Origin of the sequence: Nocardia lasii (assembly GCF_042658545.1) — a bacterium.
GTDB classification, from domain to species: domain Bacteria; phylum Actinomycetota; class Actinomycetes; order Mycobacteriales; family Mycobacteriaceae; genus Nocardia; species Nocardia lasii.
Genome location: NZ_JBHSQN010000015.1, coordinates 484,652 through 505,178, shown reverse-complemented (window position 1 = coordinate 505,178; position 20,527 = coordinate 484,652). Strand labels below are relative to the sequence as shown.

The window sequence follows — 20,527 nt, the reverse complement described above, 5'->3', positions numbered from 1 at the left end:
AGTCGCAGGGGTAACGCTGGGTCCGGGGTCCATGCTACGACCGTGCGGCCTCGCTGGGGCAGGGTCTGCGGGTGCGCGCCGCGTCGTGAAACGGCGGAAGGTGCTGGTCAGTGGGGGTCGAAGAAGGCTTCGGTGAGGCAATCGGCGGCGACGGGGACGGCGCGGGCGAGGTCGGGGTCGGGCAGGGCGGTGTAGCCGAGGGCGACGCCGAAGCGGTGGGGGGTGGACAGGTGGTGGCGGGCCAGGCCGTCGAGGTGGACGCCGCGAGCGCGGGCGGTGTCGACGGCGTGGCGTTCGGCGGCCGCGTCGGGGAGTTCGACGACGACGTGCGAGCCCGCGTCGTCGCCGGTCACGGGCAGGCCGCGGCGGGTGAGTTCGTCGACGAGCAGGGCGCGGCGCGGGGGGACCACCCGGCGCAGGCGGCGCAGGTGGCGCGCGAGGTCGCCGTGGCGGGCGAACTCGCTGACCACGTGCTGGCCGGCCGGGCTCGGGGAGCTGCCGATGTCGACGCGGTGGGCCAGCACGGCCTCGGTGATCTCGGGCCGGGCGACGAGCCAGCCGACGCCGAGATCGGTGGCCAGGATCTTGCTGGTGGTGCCCAGGTGTACGACCACATCGGGCGCCATCGAGATCAGGAGGGGCAGTGGTGCTGTGTCGTAACGCAATTCGCCGTCGTAGTCGTCCTCGATGATGAAAATGCCGTTCTTGCGGGCGAATTCGATGAGGTCGACGCGGCGGGACGCGGGCATTCGAGCGCCGAGCGGGAACTGGTGTGCCGGAGTGCAATACACCGCGCGTACGTGCGGTGGGATCCGGTCGACGCGCAGGCCGCCCGCGTCGACCGGGACGCCGACGACGTTCATGCCCGCCGCGCGGAGCGCACCGACGGCCCGCAGATAGCCGGGGTCCTCGATCGCGACGGTGTCGCCGGGACGCAGTAGCGCGGTGGCCAGTTCGCCCACCGCCGAGCTGGTGCCCGAGGTGGCGAGCACGACCGAGCCGGGTCCGGCGGCCAGGCCGCGGTGGCGCAGCAGGTGGTCGGCGACGGCGGTGCGGTAGTCGGGTTCGCCCGCGCGGTTCTTGCGGACCTCCGGTGGCCGGTCGCCCGCCGCGCGCCAGGCTCGGCGCCAGGCGGCCCGGTCGATCGCCTCGGCACAGGGCGCGCCGGGGCACAGGTCGAGCAGGGCGGATCGGGGGCGGCGGTCGGTGGCGCGGTGGCGGGGGCGGTGCTCAGGTAGGTGCCCGAGCCGTGGCGGCCGGTGAGCCAGCCTTCGGCGTGGAGCTGGTCGTAGGCGGTCGCGATCACGGTGCGGCTGACGCCGAGGCGGTGCGCCAGGGCGCGCGAGGACGGGAGTCGATCGCCGATTCGCACGACGCGGTCGGTCGCGGCGGTGCGCAGGGCATCGGCCACCTGGACCGAGAGGGGTTCGGGCGCGGCGCGGTCGAGGGGGATCGGAAGGTCGTCGAGCATCGTCCACCTCGAAATTGGCCTGGTGATCTTCGGGTGAAGTGGACCTGTCGCGAGGCCACTTCGGCGGCGAGACTCATCCTATGAGCACGCACGACACCACTCGCCACCCCCTCTCGCCGACACCGCGCACCACCCTGACCCGGTCGAAGGAACGCGGCGCCACCGATCGCGCGGCACTGGACGAGGTGCTCGACGCGGGCCTGCTCTGTCACCTCGGGCTCCTGCTCGGCGGGTCGCCGGTGGTGCTGCCGACCATCTACGGGCGCGTCGGCGACACCCTCTACCTGCACGGATCCACCGGGGCCGGCAATATGCGGGCCGCGATCGACCACGAGATCTCGATCGCGGTGACCCACGTGGACGGGCTGGTGTACGCGCGAGCGGCGATGCACTTCTCGATGAACTACCGCTCGGCGGTGATCCGGGGGCGGGCGGTCCTGGTGACCGACGCGGCCGAGCGGGACGAGGCGCTGCGGGTGATCGTGGAGCATTCGGCGCCGGGTGCGTGGGATCGCGTGCGACCGCCGGATCGCAAGGAGATGGCGGCCACGATGGTGCTCGCGGTCGACCTCACCGAGGCGTCGGTGAAGGTGCGCGCGGGTGGGCCGCGTGATGACAGTGGCGACATCGACAACGGTGGGGTGTGGGCGGGGGTGTTGCCGCTGCGCCAGGTGTGGGGTGAGCCGATTCCGTCGGCGGATCTGGAGGCGGGAATCGAGGTGCCCGACGATGTGGTGGCGAGGGTGACGCCGACTGCGGTGCCGGTGAGCTGACGAACCCGGGACGCGGGTTCGGGGGTCGGTGCGTGCTGCCCGGTTGTCGGGACGCGGGAGTGCTGGGTCTGTCACCGCTGTGCCGATCATCCGAAGTCGCTCGCGGGGTCAGTGGCCGGTGGCTCCCAGCGCGATCAGGTCCTTGGCCGAGACCTCCGGCAGGTACGCCTTGGTCAGGGCGATGCCGATGCGGGGCAGGTCGGCCTCGTCGCGGTAGCACAGGAAGACCGGTTCGTGGCGGGGCTGGAACTTGGCCTTGAACGCGTGCAGGGAGCGGAAGCCGTAATACGGTTCCATCGCGGCGCCGAGCCCTTCGAGCAGGCGGTCGATCGGCTCGGTGTCGGCGGTGTCGGTGCTGCGGGCCAGCGGGGCGCCCGAGAGCGAAACGATCTCGGCGCCTTCCTCTTTGAACGCCTGGCACGACGAGGCGATGAGGAATTCGATGACGGGGCGGAAGCCGTCGGGGCGGCGGCGCATCACGTCGAGGGTCCAGCCGCGGATCTCGTCGCCGGGGCCGTAGACCGGCAGCCACGAGGTGACGCCGTGCACGATGCCCTTGGTGTCGATCGCCAGGCCCACACGCACCGCCGGATCGAGGGCCTCCTCCACCCCGCCGAGCGTGAATCCCATTTCGGGCAGCCCCTTTTCGCCCACCCACTCCTCGGAGATGGCCCGTACCTGGGCGATCACCGCGAAGGGTTCGTCGGCCAGTTCGACGAGCCGGAACTCGATCCCCTCCTTGGTCGCCTTGTTGATCGCCGACCGGATGTCCTGCCACGCTTTGCCTTTGAACTCGAGCGCGGGCAGATCCACGATGGTGTCCTCGGCGATCTGCGCACTGCGCCACCCCAACTCGCCTGCGATGTCGGCGACCGCCGCGGTGGTCGAGAACAGGCACGGGACCAGGCCGTCGGCCTCGCAGCGATCGGTGAAGGCGGCGATGGTGTCGGGCAGCAGGTCGGGCGGTCCGACGGGGTCGGTCAGGGCGATGACGGTGCCGGCGTGGCGCTGGTAGGCGACGTAGCGTTCGCCGTCGGCGGGGAACCAGTACTTGTTCTCCGGCCAGGTGGTCATCCACGACATGGTGGAGCCGCCGTAGCGGGCCAGCAGCTCGCGCACGGCCACGCCGGGTTCGGTGCCGGTGAGCGCGCCCTCGGTGATCTTGCGGCGCAACGGAACTCGGAACGCCCCGCGTCCGCCGTAGAGCAGGGCCACCTCGCCGGCCCACAGCAGCCCGGTGCCGACGGTCACCGCGCCGGTGGTGGCGTAGTCGGTGCCGATGGCCACGCCGAGCAGGATCAGCGTGAGGGTCACGTGCAGCACGCCGTAGGCGATGGTGGCCCACCACGCCCAGCGCTTGCCCTTGCGCAACTGATCGGCGACCACCGCGATCACCAGCACGGTGAGCAGCGTGCTCCAGAACGACCCGCGTTCGTCGCCGGTCGGTCCGAGCAGGCTGTTGCCGGGGAAGAAGTACACCGCCACCGACGCCGCCGCGATCACCAGCAGGCCGGTGAAGGCGAGCATGCGGACCTCGCGGCGGGTGCGCGGCCAGAAGCCGTGTTCGGTGCGGCTGAACAGTTTCTCGCCCAGCGGCAGCCACACGGCGAGGGCGATCAGGTGCATGAGGTCGGCGAAGGTCGATTCGAACAGGAAGGTGATCGCCACGTACGCCATCAGCGCGGCCCGCACCCGCAACCGCCACGGCGAGCGCAATGTCGCCGAGACCGCCGCCAGCGCGGAGATCGCGGCGGTGGTGAAGCCGACGTCACGGACCTCGGCGAGTCGATCGGCCCAGGCCAGGTGGGTGTGCGCGAGCAGCCCGACCGTCACCGAGGCGACCAGGATGCCCGCGAGCTGCCCGGACGCGCACACCAGCACAGTGCGCGCGGTCCCGAGCCGCCATTCCGCCCAGGCCACCGACGCGCCGAAAAGGATTGCCATGCAGAGATATTGACCGGGGGTGAGGCCGAAGACCCATCCCGTGACCGGCGTCCAGAACTTGCCCTCGGTCAGCGGCGGCCACCCGTAGGCGATCTCGGGATACCAGGATCGTCGGTCGAGGCGACTCCACAGGCCGCCGGTGAACAGGCCGAGGAGAAAGACCACGGCGAGGAATCCGAGCGTGAACGGCACCCGCCGCAGCGCGGTCCTGGTGCGGGTGGCACCGCGTGTGGGGGTCGGGTCGAGCGCGTCGGCGTTGTCGTCCATAGAACCACCCTTTGCCGCGAGTGCGCCGCACGGGCGCGGTGAGGTCGTCTGTGTACCGTATGCCATGACGGCCGGGTCGCCGAGGCTGTGCGGACGCGCTGGGCGGTCGAGATGGCATCTGTGGAGGTCAGCGGTGGTGCGATTCAGTGATCTGTCGTTACTCACCGGGTGGCTCCCGGTGACACTGACGGTGCTCGGCGCGGTGGGTGCGGTGTGGTTGCTGGTGGCTCCGGTGCGCCGGTATGTCACCGCGATCATGCCGGTCGTGGTGCTGTCGGCGGCGGTGCTCACGGTGGCGCTGTACCTGTTCGTCGAGGAGCTGTGGCGGCCGTTTCCCGATCCGATCGCGGTCTCGGTGTACCTGCTGATCGGGATCGGGGTGGCGGCGGTGCTGCTGGTGATTCCGCGGATCCTGGTGCGGCGGCGGCTGCTGAGCGCGGCGGTGACGGTGCTGGCGGCCGCGGTGGTGCTGGTCGCGGTGGGGGTACGGGTCAACCTGGTGTACGCGGAGTTCCCGACGGTGGGCGCGGCGTTCGGGGAGGAGCCGATCGACCGGATCCAGGTCGACGAACTGTCCCGACACGAGCGGGTGGTGCGCGCGCGACCGCTCGAACCGGCCTGGCAGGCGCCCGCCGACCTGCCCGAACACGGGCGGATGCTGACCGCCACGGTGCCGCCGACGGCCTCCGGTTTCACCGCCCGCCCGGCCCAGATCTATTTGCCGCCCGCCTATTTCGCCGACCCGCGCCCGCTGCTGCCGGTGCTGGTGTTGCTCGCGGGCGAGCCGGGCGCGCCGCAGGACTGGTTCGTCGGCGGGCAGTTGGCCGAGACCATGGACGACTTCGCGCAGGCCCACGGCGGACTGGCGCCGGTGGTCGTGGTCGCCGACGGGACCGGCTCGCAACTGGCCAATCCGCTGTGTCTGGATTCGCGGCTGGGCAACGCCGCCACCTACCTCGCCGTCGACGTGCCCGCCTGGACGCGCGCGACCTTGCAGATCGACCCGGACCCGCGCTCGTGGGCGGTCGGCGGACTGTCCTACGGCGGCACCTGCGCCCTGCAACTGGCCACCAACTACCCCGAGGTCTACCCGAGCTTCCTCGATATCTCGGGGCAGGACGAGCCCACCCTGGGCGACCGCGAGCGCACCGTCGACGCCGCGTTCGACGGGGACACCGCCGCGCTGATCCGGGTCAACCCCCTCGACCTGCTGCGCGCGCGGACCTACCCCGATTCGGCCGGGGCGTTCGTGGTCGGGGCCGAGGATCAGCTGTACCGGCCGCAGGTCGAGCGCATGTACCAGGCCGCCGAGGACGCCGGAATGGATGTGCGATTGCAGATTCTGCCCGGCGGTCACAATTTCGCGCTGTGGGCGGCGGGGCTGCGCGATCAGCTGCCGTGGCTGGCCACCCGACTCGGACTGACACCGTGATCGCCCGGGTGCGGTGCGGGCTCGCAACCGGGTTCGCGGAGTACAGTTCCTCGCATGTCTGAGGCGAAAACCCCAGCTACGAGCGGTCTCACCCGCAAACAAGTGGTCGACGCGGCCCTGGCCATCCTCGACACCAGCGGGAAGCGAGCGCTGACGATCGACGCGGTCGCCAAACGGCTCGGGGTCGGCGCGGACGCGATCTCGGCCACCGTGGGCGGGCTCGAAGACCTCGAGCGGGCGGTGATCGAACGCGTGCTCTCGGCGGTCACGCTCGGGCCGCTCAACGACGAGGGCGTCGAATGGACCGCGGCGGTGATCCAGTTCGCGCTCAATATGCGGGGGCGGCTGTTCGAACATCCCGCCGTGACGGAGCTGATCATGTCGGGGCCGATGGACAGTCCCTCCGGCGACGGGCCGGTGGCGCGGGACATGACCGAGTCGCTGTTCGTCTGCCTGTCCCGGGGCGGGCTGCCGACGCAGGTGCGCGCGCACGGGGTGTACGCGGTGTTCGTGTACGTGCTCGGGTCGATCGCCCTCGACATCGCCGAAACCGACGGCAGGCCGCCGCTGCCGCTGGAGTCCGATCGGGTCAAGGCCCGTCGCGCGGCGCTCGACGAACTGGATCCCACGCAGTGGCCGCGCACCGCCGCGCACCTGGACGAGATCGCGGCGTGGACGTCGGTGGATCAGTACGTGTGGGGGCTGCGGGTGTTGCTCATCGGGATGACCGCGACCTGAGCCGCTGCTACCAGGGTTGGAGGTTCAAACCGAGTGCCGCGCAGGCTTTCTCGATCGCGACGGTGAGGGTTTCGGTGGTGTCCAGGCTGACCAGCGCGAGGGTGTAGGTGTTGTCGAGCTGGGAGAGGTAGCCCTCGAGGCGGGTGCGGGGGAACGTGGTGAGGTCGGGGTGGATGGCGCGCGCGGCGACCCGGGTGCAGTCGTGAGGGCCGACGGTGCGCACGGCGGCGGGCAGGGGGCCGATATTGGAGCAGAGGATGTCGCGTTCGCCCGCGCCCTTGCTCAAGGCGTACGCCGCGCGATCGGGCAGGACCTGCAGGATTTCCTCGGGGAGGCCGGCCGGGCTCGACATGCGGCGCTGGTAGGCGGCTCTGGCCTTGTCGCGGATGGTCGCGGGGGTGTCGGTGCGCACGATGTCGATCTCGGTCATCGCGAGGTCGTTGTCGACGCGCGGCTCGTCGCGGGTGTCGACCGGCAGACTCGCGGTGATGGTGGGGTGCTCGAAACCGTTCTGCCACAGGATGTTCGCGACCAGGTGGATGAACAGGCTGTTCGGGGTGCCGTTGTGGGCCGCGGCGGTGGTGTCCCAGTGGCCGGCGTCGAAGGTGAGCAGGGTGCTGGTGACCGTGCGGCCGGGGGTGGTGTCCGGCGTCGCGGTTTCGGGTGGGCGGGGGATGCCTCGGCGCAGGGCCCGGGTGGTGCCGGTGAGGATGGTGGCCCATTGGGAGCGGGCGTCGGACCACTCCGAAGACGCTGTGCGCGAACTGGTCTCGGGGGTGGGTGTCGGGGCGAGGGCGGTGGTGATGGCGTGGATCAGGCCGCGGGCGTCGGCCAGTGCGTGCGAACAGGTCACGGCGACAACGGTTCCGCCGTCGTGCAGGGGTGCCGCGGACAGGCGCCAGCCGGGGCCGTGCGCTGGGTCGAGGTCGGTGCCGAGAGTGTCGGCCCATGGCAGGATCTCGCCCTCGGTGAGGGGCCCCTGGCTCGCGGACGCGGTCGGCCGGTCGGATCGAGCGGACTCGAATGCTGGTGTGGTGCTCGGGAGCAGGTCGAGGGGGTGGGCGCGGGTATTGGGGTGCCAGGATCGGCGGGCGCCGGGGACTCGGGGGTCGACCACGCGGCGGCCGAGTCGGCCGTGGCGCAGACGGTCGTGAATCCCGCGGAGCAGGGCGGGCGACATCGCGTCGGTGGTGCGCCACAGGCCCTGGAGGGCGATGGGGGTGCCCATGCCGCGGTGGGTGCGCAGGAAGATCTCGTCGACGACGGTGAGGTGCTCCATCAGCGGCGGGCGGGGGCGACGGGATCCATTTCTCGACCCTACGGCCATCGGGCCCTTGTGTGAAGAGGTGAATCGGTGGTTCACTTCTTGGCATGGTGTACCGCAGGACCCCGGCCGTGCAGGCCCGGCTCGACGCGCAACGGGCGCGGATCGTGCAGGGTGCCACCGGCGTGCTCTCGCGGTCCGGGTTCGCGGGGCTGTCGATGGCGGCGGTGGCCGCGGAGGCGGGAATCGCCACCGGAACGGTCTACAAGCAGTTCGAGAACAAGGCCGAGTTGGTGGCGGCGGTGTTCGAGACGGTGGTCGCGCGCGAGGTCGACGCGGTGCGCGCGGCGGTGGCCCAGGGTGACGTGGTCGCGCGCGTCACCGCGGCGGTGGAGACCTTCGCGGGGCGTGCCATGAAGAACCCGAAACTGGCCTGTGTGCTGCTGGCCGAGCCCGTGGACGCCGCCGTCGACGCGCAACGGTTGGAGTTCCGGCGCGCGTTCGCGGCCTCGTTCGAGACCGCCGTCGCGCACGGCGTCGCCGAAGGGCAACTGCCCGCGCAGGATTCGAGTCTCACCGCCGCCGCCCTCGTCGGCGCGATCGGTGAGGTCCTGGTCGGGCCGCTGGTCGCCGCGCCGCACGCCGAGACCGTCATCCCCGAATTGGTTGCTTTCGCCGTGCGCGCACTGGGCGCGCACCCGAAAACGTTGTAGTCGAAGGAGTTCCGGCCATGCCGACCCACGAAGTGTTCAACCAGGCGCCCCCGCTGATCCCCTTCGACGCCGCGCGCAACCCCGCGCTGCTCGAGGGCCTGCACCGGGAAGGCGCGGGCTGGGCCGAAGCCGAAGTGCGTGAACTCGGTGTACTGGCAGGCGGTTTCGAGGCGCAGGAGTGGGGCAGGCTCGCCAACGAGTACCCGCCGGTGCTGCACACCCACGACCGGTGGGGCCATCGCGTCGACGAGGTGGAATTCCATCCGCACTGGCACGACCTCATGAATGTCGCGGTGGCACACGGCCTGCACGGTTCGCCTTGGCTTGATGACCGGCCCGGCGCGCACACCGCCCGCGCCGCCAAGTTCTTCACCTGGGGCGCCGCCGACGCCGGGCACATGTGTCCGATCTCGATGACCTACGCGGTGGTGCCCGCCCTGCGCCACAACCCCGAACTGGCCGCCCGCTACGAACCGCTGTTGGGTTCGCGCACTTACGATTTCGGCCTGCGCGAACCGTCGAGCAAAGCCGGTCTCATCGCGGGTATGTCGATGACGGAGAAGCAGGGCGGCTCCGACGTGCGCGCCAACACCACCACCGCCACCCCGCAACCCGACGGCTCGTACCGCGTCGTCGGGCACAAGTGGTTCACCTCGGCGCCCATGTCGGACATGTTCCTCACCCTCGCCCAGGCCCCCGGCGGCCTGTCGTGCTTGCTGCTGCCGCGCGTGCTGCCCGACGGCACCCGCAACCCGATTCGCATCCAGCGCTTGAAGGACAAGCTGGGCAACAAGTCCAACGCGTCCTCGGAGATCGAATACGAGAACGCCACCGGCTGGCTCGTCGGCGCCGAGGGAGCCGGGGTGAAGACGATCATCGAGATGGTCAATATGACCCGCCTCGACTGCGTGATCGGCTCGGCCACCGGGATGCGGCTGGGCGCCGTCACCGCCATTCACCACGCGCGGCATCGAGAAGCGTTCGGCGCCAAGCTGATCGACCAGCCGGCCATGCGCAATGTGCTCGCCGACCTCGTCGTCGAATCGGACGCGGCGACCACGGTGATGATGCGGCTGGCCGGTGCCACCGATCGCGCGGGTAGCGATCCCGCCGAGGCCGCGCTGCGTCGGATCGCGCTCGCCATCACCAAGTACTGGGTGTGCAAGCGCGCACCCACGCACGCCGCCGAGGCGTTGGAATCCTTGGGCGGCAACGGGTATGCGGAGGAGTCGGGGATGCCTCGGCTCTATCGGGAGGCCCCGCTGATGTCGATCTGGGAGGGGTCGGGGAACGTGGCCGCGCTGGACGCGTTGCGGGCGATGGGGCGTCAGCCGGAGACGGTGGAGGCGTACTTCGCCGAGGTCGGGCTCGCACGCGGGGCGGACTCGCGCCTCGACGACGCGATCGACCGGGTCGGCAAGGAACTCACCGACCTGTCCGATATCGAATACCGGGCCCGCCGGGTGGTCGAACTGATGGCGCTGGTGTTGCAGGGCGCGCAGTTGGTGCGCCACGGTCACTCCGCCGTCGCGGACGCGTTCTGCGCGACCCGGCTCGGCGGGGACTGGGGAATCGCCTTCGGCACCCTGCCCGTCGGGGTCGACACCGGGGCGATCATCGAGCGGGGATACGTCGACGTTCGCTGAGGAACCTCGTCGCGCGGCGGGCGAGGGGGCTGCCGTTCGCTAGGGGGCCGCTGTTCGCGAGGAGGGCTGCTGTTCGCGAGGAGGGCTGCTGTTCGCGAGGAGGGCGGCTGTTCGCGAGGGGGCTGCTGTTCGCGAGGAGGGCTGCTGTTCGCGAGGAGGGCGGCTGTTCGCGAGGGGGCTGCTGTTCGCGAGGAGGGCGGCTGTTCGCGAGGGGGCTGCTGTTCGCGAGGGGGCTGCTGTTCGCGAGGGGGCTGCTGTTCGCGAGGGGGCTGCTGTCCTCGACCGACGCCGGGGCGTCCTCGACCGACGCCGGGGCGTAGTCGGGCCGCATCCGGCGATCGGCCGAGGGGTGAGTGCGCGCGTTCAGCGACTGTCTGCGCGGGTGGCAGCGTCGGATCGATAGGGAGATCCGGGGGCGGCGGCTAGGGTGGGGGCGGTGACTTCGGCGAGTGGGGTGCTGTCGGTGGGCGAACTCGCCCGGCGGATTCCGGTGGGGCGCGAGCGGTTCCTGCTCGGCATCGCGGGGCCGCCCGGGGCCGGGAAATCGACACTGGCGCAGCGGCTTCGCGACGAACTCGGGGTGGTCGCCGTCGTCGCGCCGATGGACGGCTACCACCTGCGCAACGAGGTGTTGCGGGCTCGCGGCGCGGTGGCGCGCAAGGGCGAACCCGATACCTTCGACGCGGCGGGCTTCGTGGCGGACCTGCGGCTGCTGCGCGACACCCCCCTCGGGGTTCCGGTGCCGTGGCCGCTGTTCGATCGGGCGATCGACGAACCCACCCCGGCGGGGACGATCATCCGGGATGAGCGCGTGGTCCTCGTGGAGGGCAACTATCTGCTCCTCACCGACGCCGAAGCCCCCGGGTGGGCGCCGGTTCGTGGTCTGCTCGACGAGTGCTGGTACCTCGACGCACCCCGCCCGGTCCTCACCGAACGCCTGCTCGACCGCCACACCGCGGGCGGCCGCACACCGGACGAGGCCCACCTCAAGGTGACCGACAGCGACCTGCGCAACGCCGACCTCATCGCCACCAGCAGACACCGCGCCGACCACATCCTGAGCGCGGACGGCAGCGGGTACCGGGTCCGCTGAACAGCCCGAGCCCGGCATTACGGCCGCAGCCTGGTAACAGCCTGGCCCGCGTCGTCACCCGGGCACGGGTCCGCTCAACGGCGCCAGTCCGGCCCGCGTCATCACCCGGGTACCGGGTCCGCCCAACGCTGACCCGGCACCCCGGCCGCGTCATCGCGGTTCGGATAGCCCCTTGTTCCACGGCGAAGGGGAACGCCTCGGCGCGTGCGATGGGCAATGGGGGGCGGTCGGGCAATCATGGAGTGATGACGCGAGGTCGGCGAATCCCGGCGCATGCGATGCGCAACGGTGCGGTGGCGCTGTGCGCGCTGCTGTTCTACTACACCGTGCCGGTGGGGTGGGTGTTCGACCTCGACACGTGGCCGGGGCAGGTCGTGGGGATCGTCGGGTTCTTCGTCAGCGTCGCGGGGCTCGCCTGGCTGGTGTGGGTCTCGGTCGAGCACTTCCTGCGGTCACCGACGGCGATGGGGGAGCGGATCGACGGCGTGCTGCTCGTGCTGTGCGTCGTGTGCGTGGTCTTCGCGCTCGTCTACTACCGCATGCAGCAACTGCACCCGAATCAGTTCACCGGCCTCGAAACCCGCACCGACGCACTGTATTACACGCTGGTCACCCTCGCCACCATCGGCTACGGCGACATCCACGCGATCGGGCAGGGCGCGCGCATCGCGACCATGGTGCAGATCGTGTTCGACCTCGTCGTGCTCGGCACCCTGCTCGCCATCATCACCAGCAGCGTGACCGGCCGCATCCAGGCCGCCACCCGGGCGATGAACGAGCTCAGTGACGGTGGGCCCGATACCACTCGATGAGCTCGTCGGTCGACGAATCACCCACCGAGACAGGCTTGTCCGGTCCGCTGAGCAACGGCATCAGCGCCAGCGCCTGCTGCTTGCCCAGCTCCACACCCCACTGGTCGAAACTGTCGACGCCCCAGATGACGCCCTCCACGAACACCTGGTGCTCGTAGAGCGCGATCAGCTGACCCAGCGACGAGGGCGTGAGCTCTGCGGCCAGGATCGTGGTGCTCGGCCGGTTGCCCGGCATCACCTTGTGCGGCACCAACTCCGGGTCGGTGCCCTCGGCGCGGATCTCCTCGGCGTTCTTGCCGAACGCGAGCACCTTCGACTGCGCGAACAGGTTGCTCATCAGGATGTCCTGCATGCTGCCGGTGCCGTCACGGGTCGGCAGATCGTCGGTGGACCGGGCGAACCCGAGGAAATCGGCCGGGATCAGCCGGGTGCCCTGGTGCAGGAGTTGGTAGAAGGCGTGCTGGCCGTTGGTGCCCGGCTCGCCCCAGAAGATCTCACCGGTCGAGGAGGTGACCGGGGTGCCGTCGGCGCGCACCGACTTGCCGTTGGACTCCATCGTCAATTGCTGCAGATAGGCGGGGAATCGGGCCATATCGTTCGAATACGGCAGCACCGCACGCGATTCCGCGCCGAAGAAATTCGAGTACCAGATCCCGAGCATCGCCAACAGCACCGGCGCGTTCTGCTCGAGCGGAGCCTCGGCGAAATGCTGGTCTATGGCGTGCATTCCGCTGAGGAACTGGGCGAACTTCTCCTTGCCGATGGTGATCATCACCGACAGGCCGATCGCCGAATCCACCGAGTAGCGGCCGCCCACCCAATCCCAGAAACCGAACATGTTCGCGGTGTCGATCCCGAAGGCCGCCACCCGTTCCGCGTTGGTGGACACCGCGACGAAATGCTTGGCGACGGCGTCCTCGCCCAGCGCCGCCACCAGCCAGCGGCGCGCGGCCGTGGCGTTGGTGAGGGTTTCCAGCGTGGAGAAGGTCTTGGAGGCGACGACGAACAGGGTGGTCGCGGGGTCGAGGCCGGTGAGCTTGGCGACCAGATCAGCCGGGTCCACATTCGACACGAACCGGGCCTCGATACCGGCGTCGACATAGTGGCGCAGTGCGCGATACACCATGTCCGGGCCCAGATCCGAGCCACCGATACCGATATTGACGATCGTCCGGATACGTTCGCCGGTCGCGCCGCGCCACTGCCCCGAGCGCACGGAATCGGCGAACTCGCCCATCCGGCGCAGGACATCGTGGACCTCGGCGTCGGCGTCGGTGCCGTCGATACAGAGCTGATCGCCGACCGGCAGGCGCAGGGCGATATGCCCGACCGCGCGGTCCTCGGAAGTATTGATGTGCTGACCCGAGTACATCTCGTCGCGACGCTGCGGCACACCCGCCGTGCGCGCGAGATCGATGAGCAGGCGCAAGGTTTCGCGGGTCACGCGGTGCTTGCTGTAGTCGATGTGCAGATCGGCCACCTGCAGCGTCAACTCGCGACCGCGCGCGGGGTCATCGGCGAACAGCTGCCGCAGATGTAGCGGCGCAACGGTGCGGTGATTGTTGTGCAGTGCCTGCCAGGCCGCCGACGCGGTGATGTCGCTGCTCACGCTCCGGAGTCTACTGTGCTTTTGGAGCGCTGGCGCGCTCGAGCGCGGCCCCCCAGGGGCCGCGAGTTAGCACCCGTTGCTGGCGGCTGCGCCGCGGACGCAACGGGCGCTAACTCGCGGCCGGGCCGCTACGCCGCTTCGCGGCGATCCCTCCTCGAGGTCGGGATGTGCGGGGGTGGGTGGTGTTGTCGTGGTGGGTTGGGGGTGCGCGTAGTGGTTGGGATGTGCGGGGCTGGGTGGTGCTGTCGTGGTGGGTTGGGGGTGTGCGTAGTGGTTGGGAGGTGTGGGGCTGGGTGGTGCTGTCGTGGGTTGGGGGTGTGCGTAGAGGTTGGGAGGTGTGGGTGTGGCGGGGCTTCTGGGGTGGCATAAACGTGCAGAGACGTGCTGATATGGCCGGTTTTTGGGGTTTTGGGTGGTCGGTTGCACGAATATGGCAATTGTGGTGGTGGGGTGGGCGCGAAACGTCGGCTTCGGTGGTGGATTCGGGGTGTGGTGGGGGTGGCGGTCGTAGGGTGGCGGGATGGTGTCTCAGCGCGAGGTAATCGAGTTCGTACCCAAGGGATTGTGGATCGGTCCCGGGCCCATCGCGGCGTCGGGAGGGGGGACTTTCGCGGTGCGGAATCCGGCGGACGGATCCGTGCTCGCCGAGGTCGCCGACGCTACGCCCGAGGACGCGATGCTGGCGTTGGACGCGGCGGTGGCGGCGGGGGCGCAGTGGGCGGCGACGCCGGCGCGGGAGCGCGGCGAGATCCTGCGGGCGGTGTTCGAGGCGTTGACCGCGCGGGCGGAGGAATTCGCGCTGCTGATGACCCTGGAGATGGGCAAGGCGCTCTCGGAGAGCCGCAACGAGGTGCGCTACGGCGCCGAATTCTTCCGGTGGAACAGTGAAGAAGCGGTGCGGGTGCACGGGCGGTACCTGAACGCGCCGTCGGGGACCGGGCGGATCATGGTCGCCAAGCAGCCGGTGGGGCCGTGTCTGGCGATCACGCCGTGGAACTTCCCCCTCGCCATGGGCACCCGCAAGATCGGGCCCGCGCTGGCGGCGGGCTGCACGATGATCGTCAAGCCGGCCTCGGCCACCCCGCTGACCATGCTGGCGTTGGCGAAACTGTGCAGCGAGGCCGGACTGCCCGACGGGGTGCTGTCGGTGGTCACCACGGCACGTTCCGGGGCCGTCACGGGCCCGCTGCTCGACGATCCGCGCCTGCGCAAGCTCACCTTCACCGGATCGACCGAAGTGGGTAAGAAGCTCGTCGCCGCGTCGGCGAATCGGCTGCTGCGCACCTCGATGGAACTGGGCGGCAACGCGCCGTTCGTGGTGTTCGACGACGCCGACATCGACGCCGCGGTAACCGGGGCGATGCAGGCCAAACTGCGCAACGGCGGCGAGGCGTGCACGGCGGCCAACCGGTTCTACGTCCAGCGCGGCGTGCTCGCCGAGTTCACCGAGAAGTTCCGCGCGGCCGTGGCCGACACGGTCGTGCTCGGACCCGGCACCGAACCCTCCACCACCCTCGGACCACTGGTCAGCGAGGATCAGCGCGATATCGTGCGCGATCTGGTCGACGACGCGGTCGCGGCCGGGGCGCGCGTGCTCATCGGCGGCGAGGTGCCCGACGGGCCCGGCTGGTTCTACCCGGCCACGATCCTGGCCGACGTGCCGCCCAAGGCCCGCATCCTGCACGAGGAGGTGTTCGGGCCGGTGGCGCCGATCGTCGCCTTCGACACCGAGGAAGAAGGCGTCATGGCGGCCAACGACACCGAATACGGGCTGGTCAGCTACGTGTTCACCCGCGATCTCGATCGGGCCCTTCGCGTCAGTGAGGCGATGGAGACCGGGATGGTCGGGGTGAATCGGGGCGTCATCTCCGACCCGGCCGCGCCCTTCGGCGGAGTCAAGGAATCGGGCTTCGGGCGCGAGGGCGGTACCGAGGGCATCGAGGAATACCTCAACACCAAATACATCGCACTGACCTGAGTCGGAGGAAAAAAAATAACCGCCCCGGGGATGGTGTAGCACCCGGGGCGGCTTTATGGAGGCGGCGAACTGGCTGGTCCGCCGCGTGGTGTGGGGGAAGTTCTCAGCGGCCGAGGCGGCCGCGGCCGAGCCGGAGCAGGAGCATGGCGAGGGTGTGACCCTCCTGGCCGAGCTCACTGAAACGCTCGAGCACCTTCATCTCCCGGCTGTGGACCAGGCGCGTACCACCGGAGGCCATCCGGGTGCGGCCGATGATCCGGGAGATCTCGCTGCGGCGTTTGATCGCGGCGAGGATCGTGGCATCGAGCTGATCGATCTCGAGGCGGAGCTTGTCGATCTCGGCCTCGGATTGCGGCAGCGCCGAATCGGACCCGGTGGTCGTAGCTGGGGTGCTCATCATTCATCTCCTCGTGTCAGAACTTGGATCGGTCGGACCGAACGGCCTGTTACCCGATCTGTTCCGTCACCCTGAAACTTTCCCGATGGGCGGTACTGGATCCCCCCGGGAGTACGCACAATGGTCGCGCGCTCCGCCACGATAACGGATCGGCGGCCGATCCGAGCAAGCGGAGAAGTGCTCACCACCTCGCCCAGTCTGCCACGGGCCCGTAGTTAGGCAAAACAGTTCTGTTTATGAATTCGCTGAGAACGTTCACCAGGCGGGCGCCGAGGCGAGCTGGGGCTGTTCACCGGGGGTTCGCCCGCGCGTCGACGGCCGGTCACCGTGGCGGCGGTCGTTGGGAGCTTGTCGGTGGCCGCCGGTAGCGTGGACAGACGATGGATATCACGGTCGCTCCCCAAGCCCGCGCCTCCGATCCCAGCGACTCCGCGCCCGCGCCCACCGGCGCCGCGCAACCGCCACGGGACGGTGGTGGATCCGGCGTGTCCGCCCTGGCCGCCGCGGCCGCGCGCAACAGTGCCGACCAGGCACAGCGGCGCCAGGAACGCGAGCACGAGCGCGCCGAGGAGATCGAACGACTACTCGACGGCCTCAACCCGCAGCAGCGCGCCGCGGTGATGCACGCGGGCGCGCCGCTGCTGATCGTGGCGGGCGCCGGTTCGGGCAAGACCGCCGTGCTCACCCGCCGCATCGCCTACCTGCTGGCGGCGCGCGGCGTGCGCACCGGTGAGATCTTGGCCATCACCTTCACCAACAAGGCCGCCGCCGAGATGCGTGAGCGCGTTGCCGGGCTGGTCGGCCCGCGCGCGGCCAGCATGTGGGTCTCCACGTTCCATTCCAGCTGTGTGCGCATTCTGCGGATGCAGGCCTCGCTGCTGCCCGGCCTGAATTCCAATTTCTCCATCTACGACGCCGACGATTCGCGCCGACTGCTCACGATGATCAGCCGCGATTTCGAGATCGACACGAAGAAATACACCGCGCGGCTGCTCGCGACCGCCATTTCCAATTTGAAGAACGAACTGATCTCGCCGGAAAAAGCCGCGGCCGACGCCGAAGCCGACGACACCGAACTGCCCACCCTGGTGGCCCGGGTCTACGCCGAATATCAGCGGCGGTTGCGTTCGGCCAACGCGATGGACTTCGACGATCTGATCGGCGAGACGGTCGCGCTGCTACAGAACCATCCGCAGGTGGCCGAGTACTACCGGCGCCGGTTCCGGCACGTGCTCGTCGACGAGTACCAGGACACCAACCACGCCCAGTACGTGCTGGTCCGCGAACTGGTCGGGCATCACAGCGAGGGCGACGAGCACACGGTCGAGCCGAGCGAGCTGTGCGTGGTGGGCGACGCCGACCAGTCGATCTACGCGTTCCGTGGCGCCACCATTCGCAATATCGAGGAATTCGAACGCGACTTCCCCGACGCGGAAACCATTCTGCTGGAACAGAACTACCGCTCCACCCAGCACATTCTGTCGGCCGCGAACGCGGTGATCGCGCGCAACGAGGGCAGGCGCGAGAAGAAGCTGTGGACCGATTCCGGCGAGGGCGAACTGATCACCGGCTATGTGGCCGACAACGAACACGACGAGGCGTCCTTCGTCGCCAAGGAAATCGACCGACTCGTCGACGCGGGCGAGGCCAACTACGGCGACGTGGCGGTGTTCTACCGCACCAACAACAATTCGCGCGCGCTCGAAGAGATCTTCATCAGGATGGGCCTGCCGTACAAGGTCGTCGGCGGGGTGCGGTTCTACGAGCGCAAGGAAGTGCGCGACGTGGTGGCGTATCTGCGGGTGCTCGAGAATCCCGAGGACGCGGTGAGTGTGCGTCGCATTCTCAATACGCCCCGGCGCGGCATCGGCGACCGGGCCGAGGCGTGCGTGGCGGTGCACGCCGAGCAGCGCGGCATCGGGTTCGCCGCGGCCCTGCGCGACGCCGCCGACGGCAAGGTCGCGCTGCTGAACACGCGCGCCCAACGCGCCATCGCTGGATTCCTCGAGCTGCTCGACGAGATCCGGGCCGCCGGACAGCGCCCCGACAGCGACTACCCCGATGTGGGCACCGTGGTCGAGGCGGTGCTCGACCGCACCGGCTACCGCGCCGACCTGGAAGCCTCCGACGACCCCCAGGACGGCGCCCGGCTCGACAACCTCAACGAACTGGTCAGCGTGGCGCGCGAATTCAGTTCCGAGGCGTACAACAACGCCGAGGCCGCCCGCGAGGAGGGCCTGGTGCCCGAGGCGAGCGACGGAGAACCGGAACCGGGCTCGTTGGCCGCGTTCCTCGAGCGGGTGTCGCTGGTCGCCGACACCGACCAGATCCCCGACGAGGGCACGGGCGTGGTCACCATGATGACCCTGCACACCGCCAAGGGGCTCGAGTTCCCGGTGGTGTTCGTGACCGGCTGGGAGGACGGACAGTTCCCGCACATGCGGGCGCTGGGCGACCCGAACGAACTGGCCGAGGAACGCCGCCTGGCCTACGTGGGCATCACGCGCGCCCGTCAGCGGCTCTACCTCTCGCGCGCGGTGGTGCGGTCCGGGTGGGGACAGCCGGTGTCGAACCCGGAATCGCGCTTCCTCCAGGAGATTCCGCAGCACCTGCTCGACTGGCGTCGGTTGGAGCCGGTCGTGTCGCCGGTACAGCGGGGGCGTCGACGCGAGGACAGCGGCTTCGAGCGGGACTGGACCAGCGGGAGCGGCTGGGATCAGCGCCCCGGGGTACGCGGGGGCTCCGGTGAGCGTCGGCCCGCGCCGGGTGGACCGGTCAAGCGCAACAACACCGAACTCGTTCTGGCGGTGGGGGATCGGGTCACCGACGACAAGTACGGCTTGGGGCGCGTCGTCGCCGCTGATGGGGTCGGACCGTTGGCCACGGTGACCATCGACTTCGGGTCAGCGGGGAAGATCCGGCTGATCCCACAGTTCAGCCGGACCATCGTGAAGTTGTGAGGGGGCTGCTCAGCCGGGTAGTAGGTCGGTGAGGGCTTCGTCGAGGGTGGGGTAGCGGAAGGGGAAGCCTGCTGTGTGGAGGACTTCGGAGGTGGCGTGGCGGCCGGTGAGGCCGAGGGCGGGGTCGGTGCGCAGGACCACGGCGCCGACGGCGAGGACGGCCTTCGGGGTGGGCGGGGCCGGAGGCCGGTGCAGGGTGCGGCGGAGGGTGGACATGAGTTCGGTATTGCGGACCGGGAATTCGGTGGCGGCCACGAGGATGCCGTCGGGGAGGGTGACGGTGGGGTCGAGGCCGAGGGTGGCGCGGACGATGGCCAGCCAGTCCTCGATGTGGATCCAACTGAACCACTGATCGCCGGGGCAGACGCGGCCACCGAGGCCCGCCTTGGTGAGCTGGGCGAGGCGTTTGAGGGCGGGGGCGTCGGGGTCGAGGACGATGGAGGTGCGCAGGACGGTCCAGTGCGCGGCGACGGCGGGGTCGAAGGCTTCCTCCCACGGCTTGGCGACGCCGGTCATCTGGGGCAGACCCTCGGGCAGGGGAGTTGTTTCGGTGCAGCGGGTTTCGCCCGCGTCGGACCAGATGGCGGTGGTGCTTGCCTGGACCCAGTAGTCGACCGGGGTGTCGCGCAGCCGGGCGGCGGCGACCAGGGCGGTGGTGGAATCGACTCGGCTGCTGCGCAATTCGGCGATATTGCGTTCGGTCGGTCGACAGTCGACCAGCTTGCCCGCGAGATTGACGACCGCGATGCGGCCGGGTTCGCGCAGTTCGGCCGACCACGCCCCGACCGAGCGGCCGTCCCATTCGGTCTGGCGGAAGGGCAGATTCGGGTTCCGGCGGCGCGTGAGCAGGGTAACGCGCCGGCCTCGGCAGGTGAGGTCGGCGGCGATCTGCAGGCCGAGGGCGCCGGAGCCGCCCGCGATGACGACATTCAGCGCGTCATCGGCGGGGGCGATCCCCGCCAGCCGGGCCAGGCGCGAGAAGTTCACGCGCGCATCGGTTTCGATGAAGGGACGAACGGCCGCGCGCGACGCGGCGGCGGAGGGGCCGGTGAACCGCAGCTCCTGGGTGATCTCGGTGCCACCGTCGCGGGGCGTCAGCCGCCAGCGCAGGTGCATGGTGCCCGCGGGTTCGGGCTGTTCGATGGCGAGCTCGCGATTCGGCTCGAAAGTGGTGACGGTGAACGGCTTTCCGAACCGCCCGTGCAGCAGCGCCGAGACCTTCCCGTTGGGCAGGTATTCCCCCGTGGCACCCACAGCGGTCGCCGAGTGCATCCGCACCGACTCGACCAGGGGATTCCACTGCGGCCACCGCTCGAGATCTCCGAGCACCCCCCACACCGATTCCGGTGCGAGCCCGATAAATTGCGTGTACTTCGTCGTACCAGCCATCCCGCCACGCTAACCCCGTACCGGAGGGAGCGGAAGCGTGC

15 protein-coding genes and 1 pseudogene are annotated in these 20,527 nt (G+C 70.0%); 9 read left to right on the top strand and 7 right to left on the bottom strand.

The annotated features are described in order from the left end of the window. Window positions 1-107 precede the first annotated feature (107 nt). Together ACFP3H_RS24495 and ACFP3H_RS24490 are read right to left on the bottom strand one after the other, a co-directional pair. The gene (locus ACFP3H_RS24495) at window positions 108-1,031 is read right to left on the bottom strand and encodes an aminotransferase-like domain-containing protein (RefSeq protein ID WP_378609592.1); all 924 of its coding nucleotides are present in this window, start codon (window positions 1,029-1,031) and stop codon (window positions 108-110) included. A gap of 263 nt (window positions 1,032-1,294) precedes the next feature. Then, window positions 1,295-1,471, bottom strand: a pseudogene (locus tag ACFP3H_RS24490) (GntR family transcriptional regulator); the annotation flags it as partial. Window positions 1,472-1,551: 80 nt separating this feature from the next. Here ACFP3H_RS24490 and ACFP3H_RS24485 point away from each other — a divergent pair. After that, a complete protein-coding gene (locus ACFP3H_RS24485) occupies window positions 1,552-2,244 on the top strand; it encodes a pyridoxamine 5'-phosphate oxidase family protein (RefSeq protein WP_378609460.1) in 693 nt (230 codons plus the stop codon). 108 nt (window positions 2,245-2,352) lie between these two features. Here ACFP3H_RS24485 and ACFP3H_RS24480 read toward each other — a convergent pair whose 3' ends face one another. Further along, the gene (locus tag ACFP3H_RS24480; RefSeq protein WP_378609459.1) at window positions 2,353-4,455 is read right to left on the bottom strand and encodes a bifunctional lysylphosphatidylglycerol flippase/synthetase MprF; all 2,103 of its coding nucleotides are present in this window, start codon (window positions 4,453-4,455) and stop codon (window positions 2,353-2,355) included. A 133-nt stretch (window positions 4,456-4,588) separates the two neighbouring features. On the opposite strand from ACFP3H_RS24480, the gene ACFP3H_RS24475 reads away from it, so the two are divergent. Both ACFP3H_RS24475 and ACFP3H_RS24470 read left to right on the top strand, forming a co-directional pair. Then, complete coding sequence (locus tag ACFP3H_RS24475) at window positions 4,589-5,887, top strand: alpha/beta hydrolase (RefSeq protein WP_378609458.1); 1,299 nt, start codon at window positions 4,589-4,591, stop codon at window positions 5,885-5,887. A 54-nt stretch (window positions 5,888-5,941) separates the two neighbouring features. Further along, window positions 5,942-6,625 carry a TetR/AcrR family transcriptional regulator gene (locus tag ACFP3H_RS24470; RefSeq protein WP_378609457.1) on the top strand — a complete coding sequence of 228 codons (684 nt, stop codon included), beginning with the start codon at window positions 5,942-5,944 and terminating at the stop codon, window positions 6,623-6,625. Window positions 6,626-6,632: 7 nt separating this feature from the next. Here ACFP3H_RS24470 and ACFP3H_RS24465 read toward each other — a convergent pair whose 3' ends face one another. Continuing rightward, window positions 6,633-7,952: a hypothetical protein gene (locus tag ACFP3H_RS24465; RefSeq protein WP_378609456.1), complete on the bottom strand. Its 1,320-nt coding sequence runs from the start codon at window positions 7,950-7,952 to the stop codon at window positions 6,633-6,635. A gap of 44 nt (window positions 7,953-7,996) precedes the next feature. Between ACFP3H_RS24465 and ACFP3H_RS24460 the strand changes: the two genes are divergently transcribed. The 4 genes from ACFP3H_RS24460 to ACFP3H_RS24445 all read left to right on the top strand — a co-directional run bounded on the left by ACFP3H_RS24460 (window position 7,997) and on the right by ACFP3H_RS24445 (window position 12,153). Next, window positions 7,997-8,602: a TetR/AcrR family transcriptional regulator gene (locus ACFP3H_RS24460; protein ID WP_378609455.1), complete on the top strand. Its 606-nt coding sequence runs from the start codon at window positions 7,997-7,999 to the stop codon at window positions 8,600-8,602. 17 nt (window positions 8,603-8,619) lie between these two features. Next, a complete protein-coding gene (locus tag ACFP3H_RS24455) occupies window positions 8,620-10,248 on the top strand; it encodes an acyl-CoA dehydrogenase family protein (protein WP_378609454.1) in 1,629 nt (542 codons plus the stop codon). Between the two features lie 436 nt (window positions 10,249-10,684). Further along, window positions 10,685-11,341: a nucleoside/nucleotide kinase family protein gene (locus ACFP3H_RS24450; protein WP_378609453.1), complete on the top strand. Its 657-nt coding sequence runs from the start codon at window positions 10,685-10,687 to the stop codon at window positions 11,339-11,341. 245 nt (window positions 11,342-11,586) lie between these two features. Then, complete coding sequence (locus ACFP3H_RS24445; RefSeq protein ID WP_378609452.1) at window positions 11,587-12,153, top strand: potassium channel family protein; 567 nt, start codon at window positions 11,587-11,589, stop codon at window positions 12,151-12,153. Here ACFP3H_RS24445 and pgi read toward each other — a convergent pair. Continuing rightward, complete coding sequence (gene pgi, locus ACFP3H_RS24440; protein ID WP_378609451.1) at window positions 12,122-13,762, bottom strand: glucose-6-phosphate isomerase; 1,641 nt, start codon at window positions 13,760-13,762, stop codon at window positions 12,122-12,124. The two genes, ACFP3H_RS24445 and pgi, sit on opposite strands and share 32 nt — an antisense overlap. A gap of 520 nt (window positions 13,763-14,282) precedes the next feature. On the opposite strand from pgi, the gene ACFP3H_RS24435 reads away from it, so the two are divergent. Further along, window positions 14,283-15,740 (top strand): NAD-dependent succinate-semialdehyde dehydrogenase, encoded by a 1,458-nt coding sequence (locus ACFP3H_RS24435; RefSeq protein WP_378609450.1) that lies wholly within the window; start codon window positions 14,283-14,285, stop codon window positions 15,738-15,740. Between the two features lie 103 nt (window positions 15,741-15,843). Here the strand turns inward: ACFP3H_RS24435 and ACFP3H_RS24430 are convergent, their stop codons facing one another. Next, on the bottom strand, window positions 15,844-16,137 hold the full coding sequence (locus ACFP3H_RS24430) for a chorismate mutase (protein WP_056816138.1): 294 nt from the start codon (window positions 16,135-16,137) through the stop codon (window positions 15,844-15,846). A gap of 380 nt (window positions 16,138-16,517) precedes the next feature. On the opposite strand from ACFP3H_RS24430, the gene ACFP3H_RS24425 reads away from it, so the two are divergent. Further along, window positions 16,518-19,097 carry a UvrD-helicase domain-containing protein gene (locus ACFP3H_RS24425; RefSeq protein ID WP_378609449.1) on the top strand — a complete coding sequence of 860 codons (2,580 nt, stop codon included), beginning with the start codon at window positions 16,518-16,520 and terminating at the stop codon, window positions 19,095-19,097. 9 nt (window positions 19,098-19,106) lie between these two features. Here the strand turns inward: ACFP3H_RS24425 and ACFP3H_RS24420 are convergent, their stop codons facing one another. Continuing rightward, the gene (locus ACFP3H_RS24420; protein ID WP_378609448.1) at window positions 19,107-20,486 is read right to left on the bottom strand and encodes a DUF1731 domain-containing protein; all 1,380 of its coding nucleotides are present in this window, start codon (window positions 20,484-20,486) and stop codon (window positions 19,107-19,109) included. Window positions 20,487-20,527 lie beyond the last annotated feature (41 nt).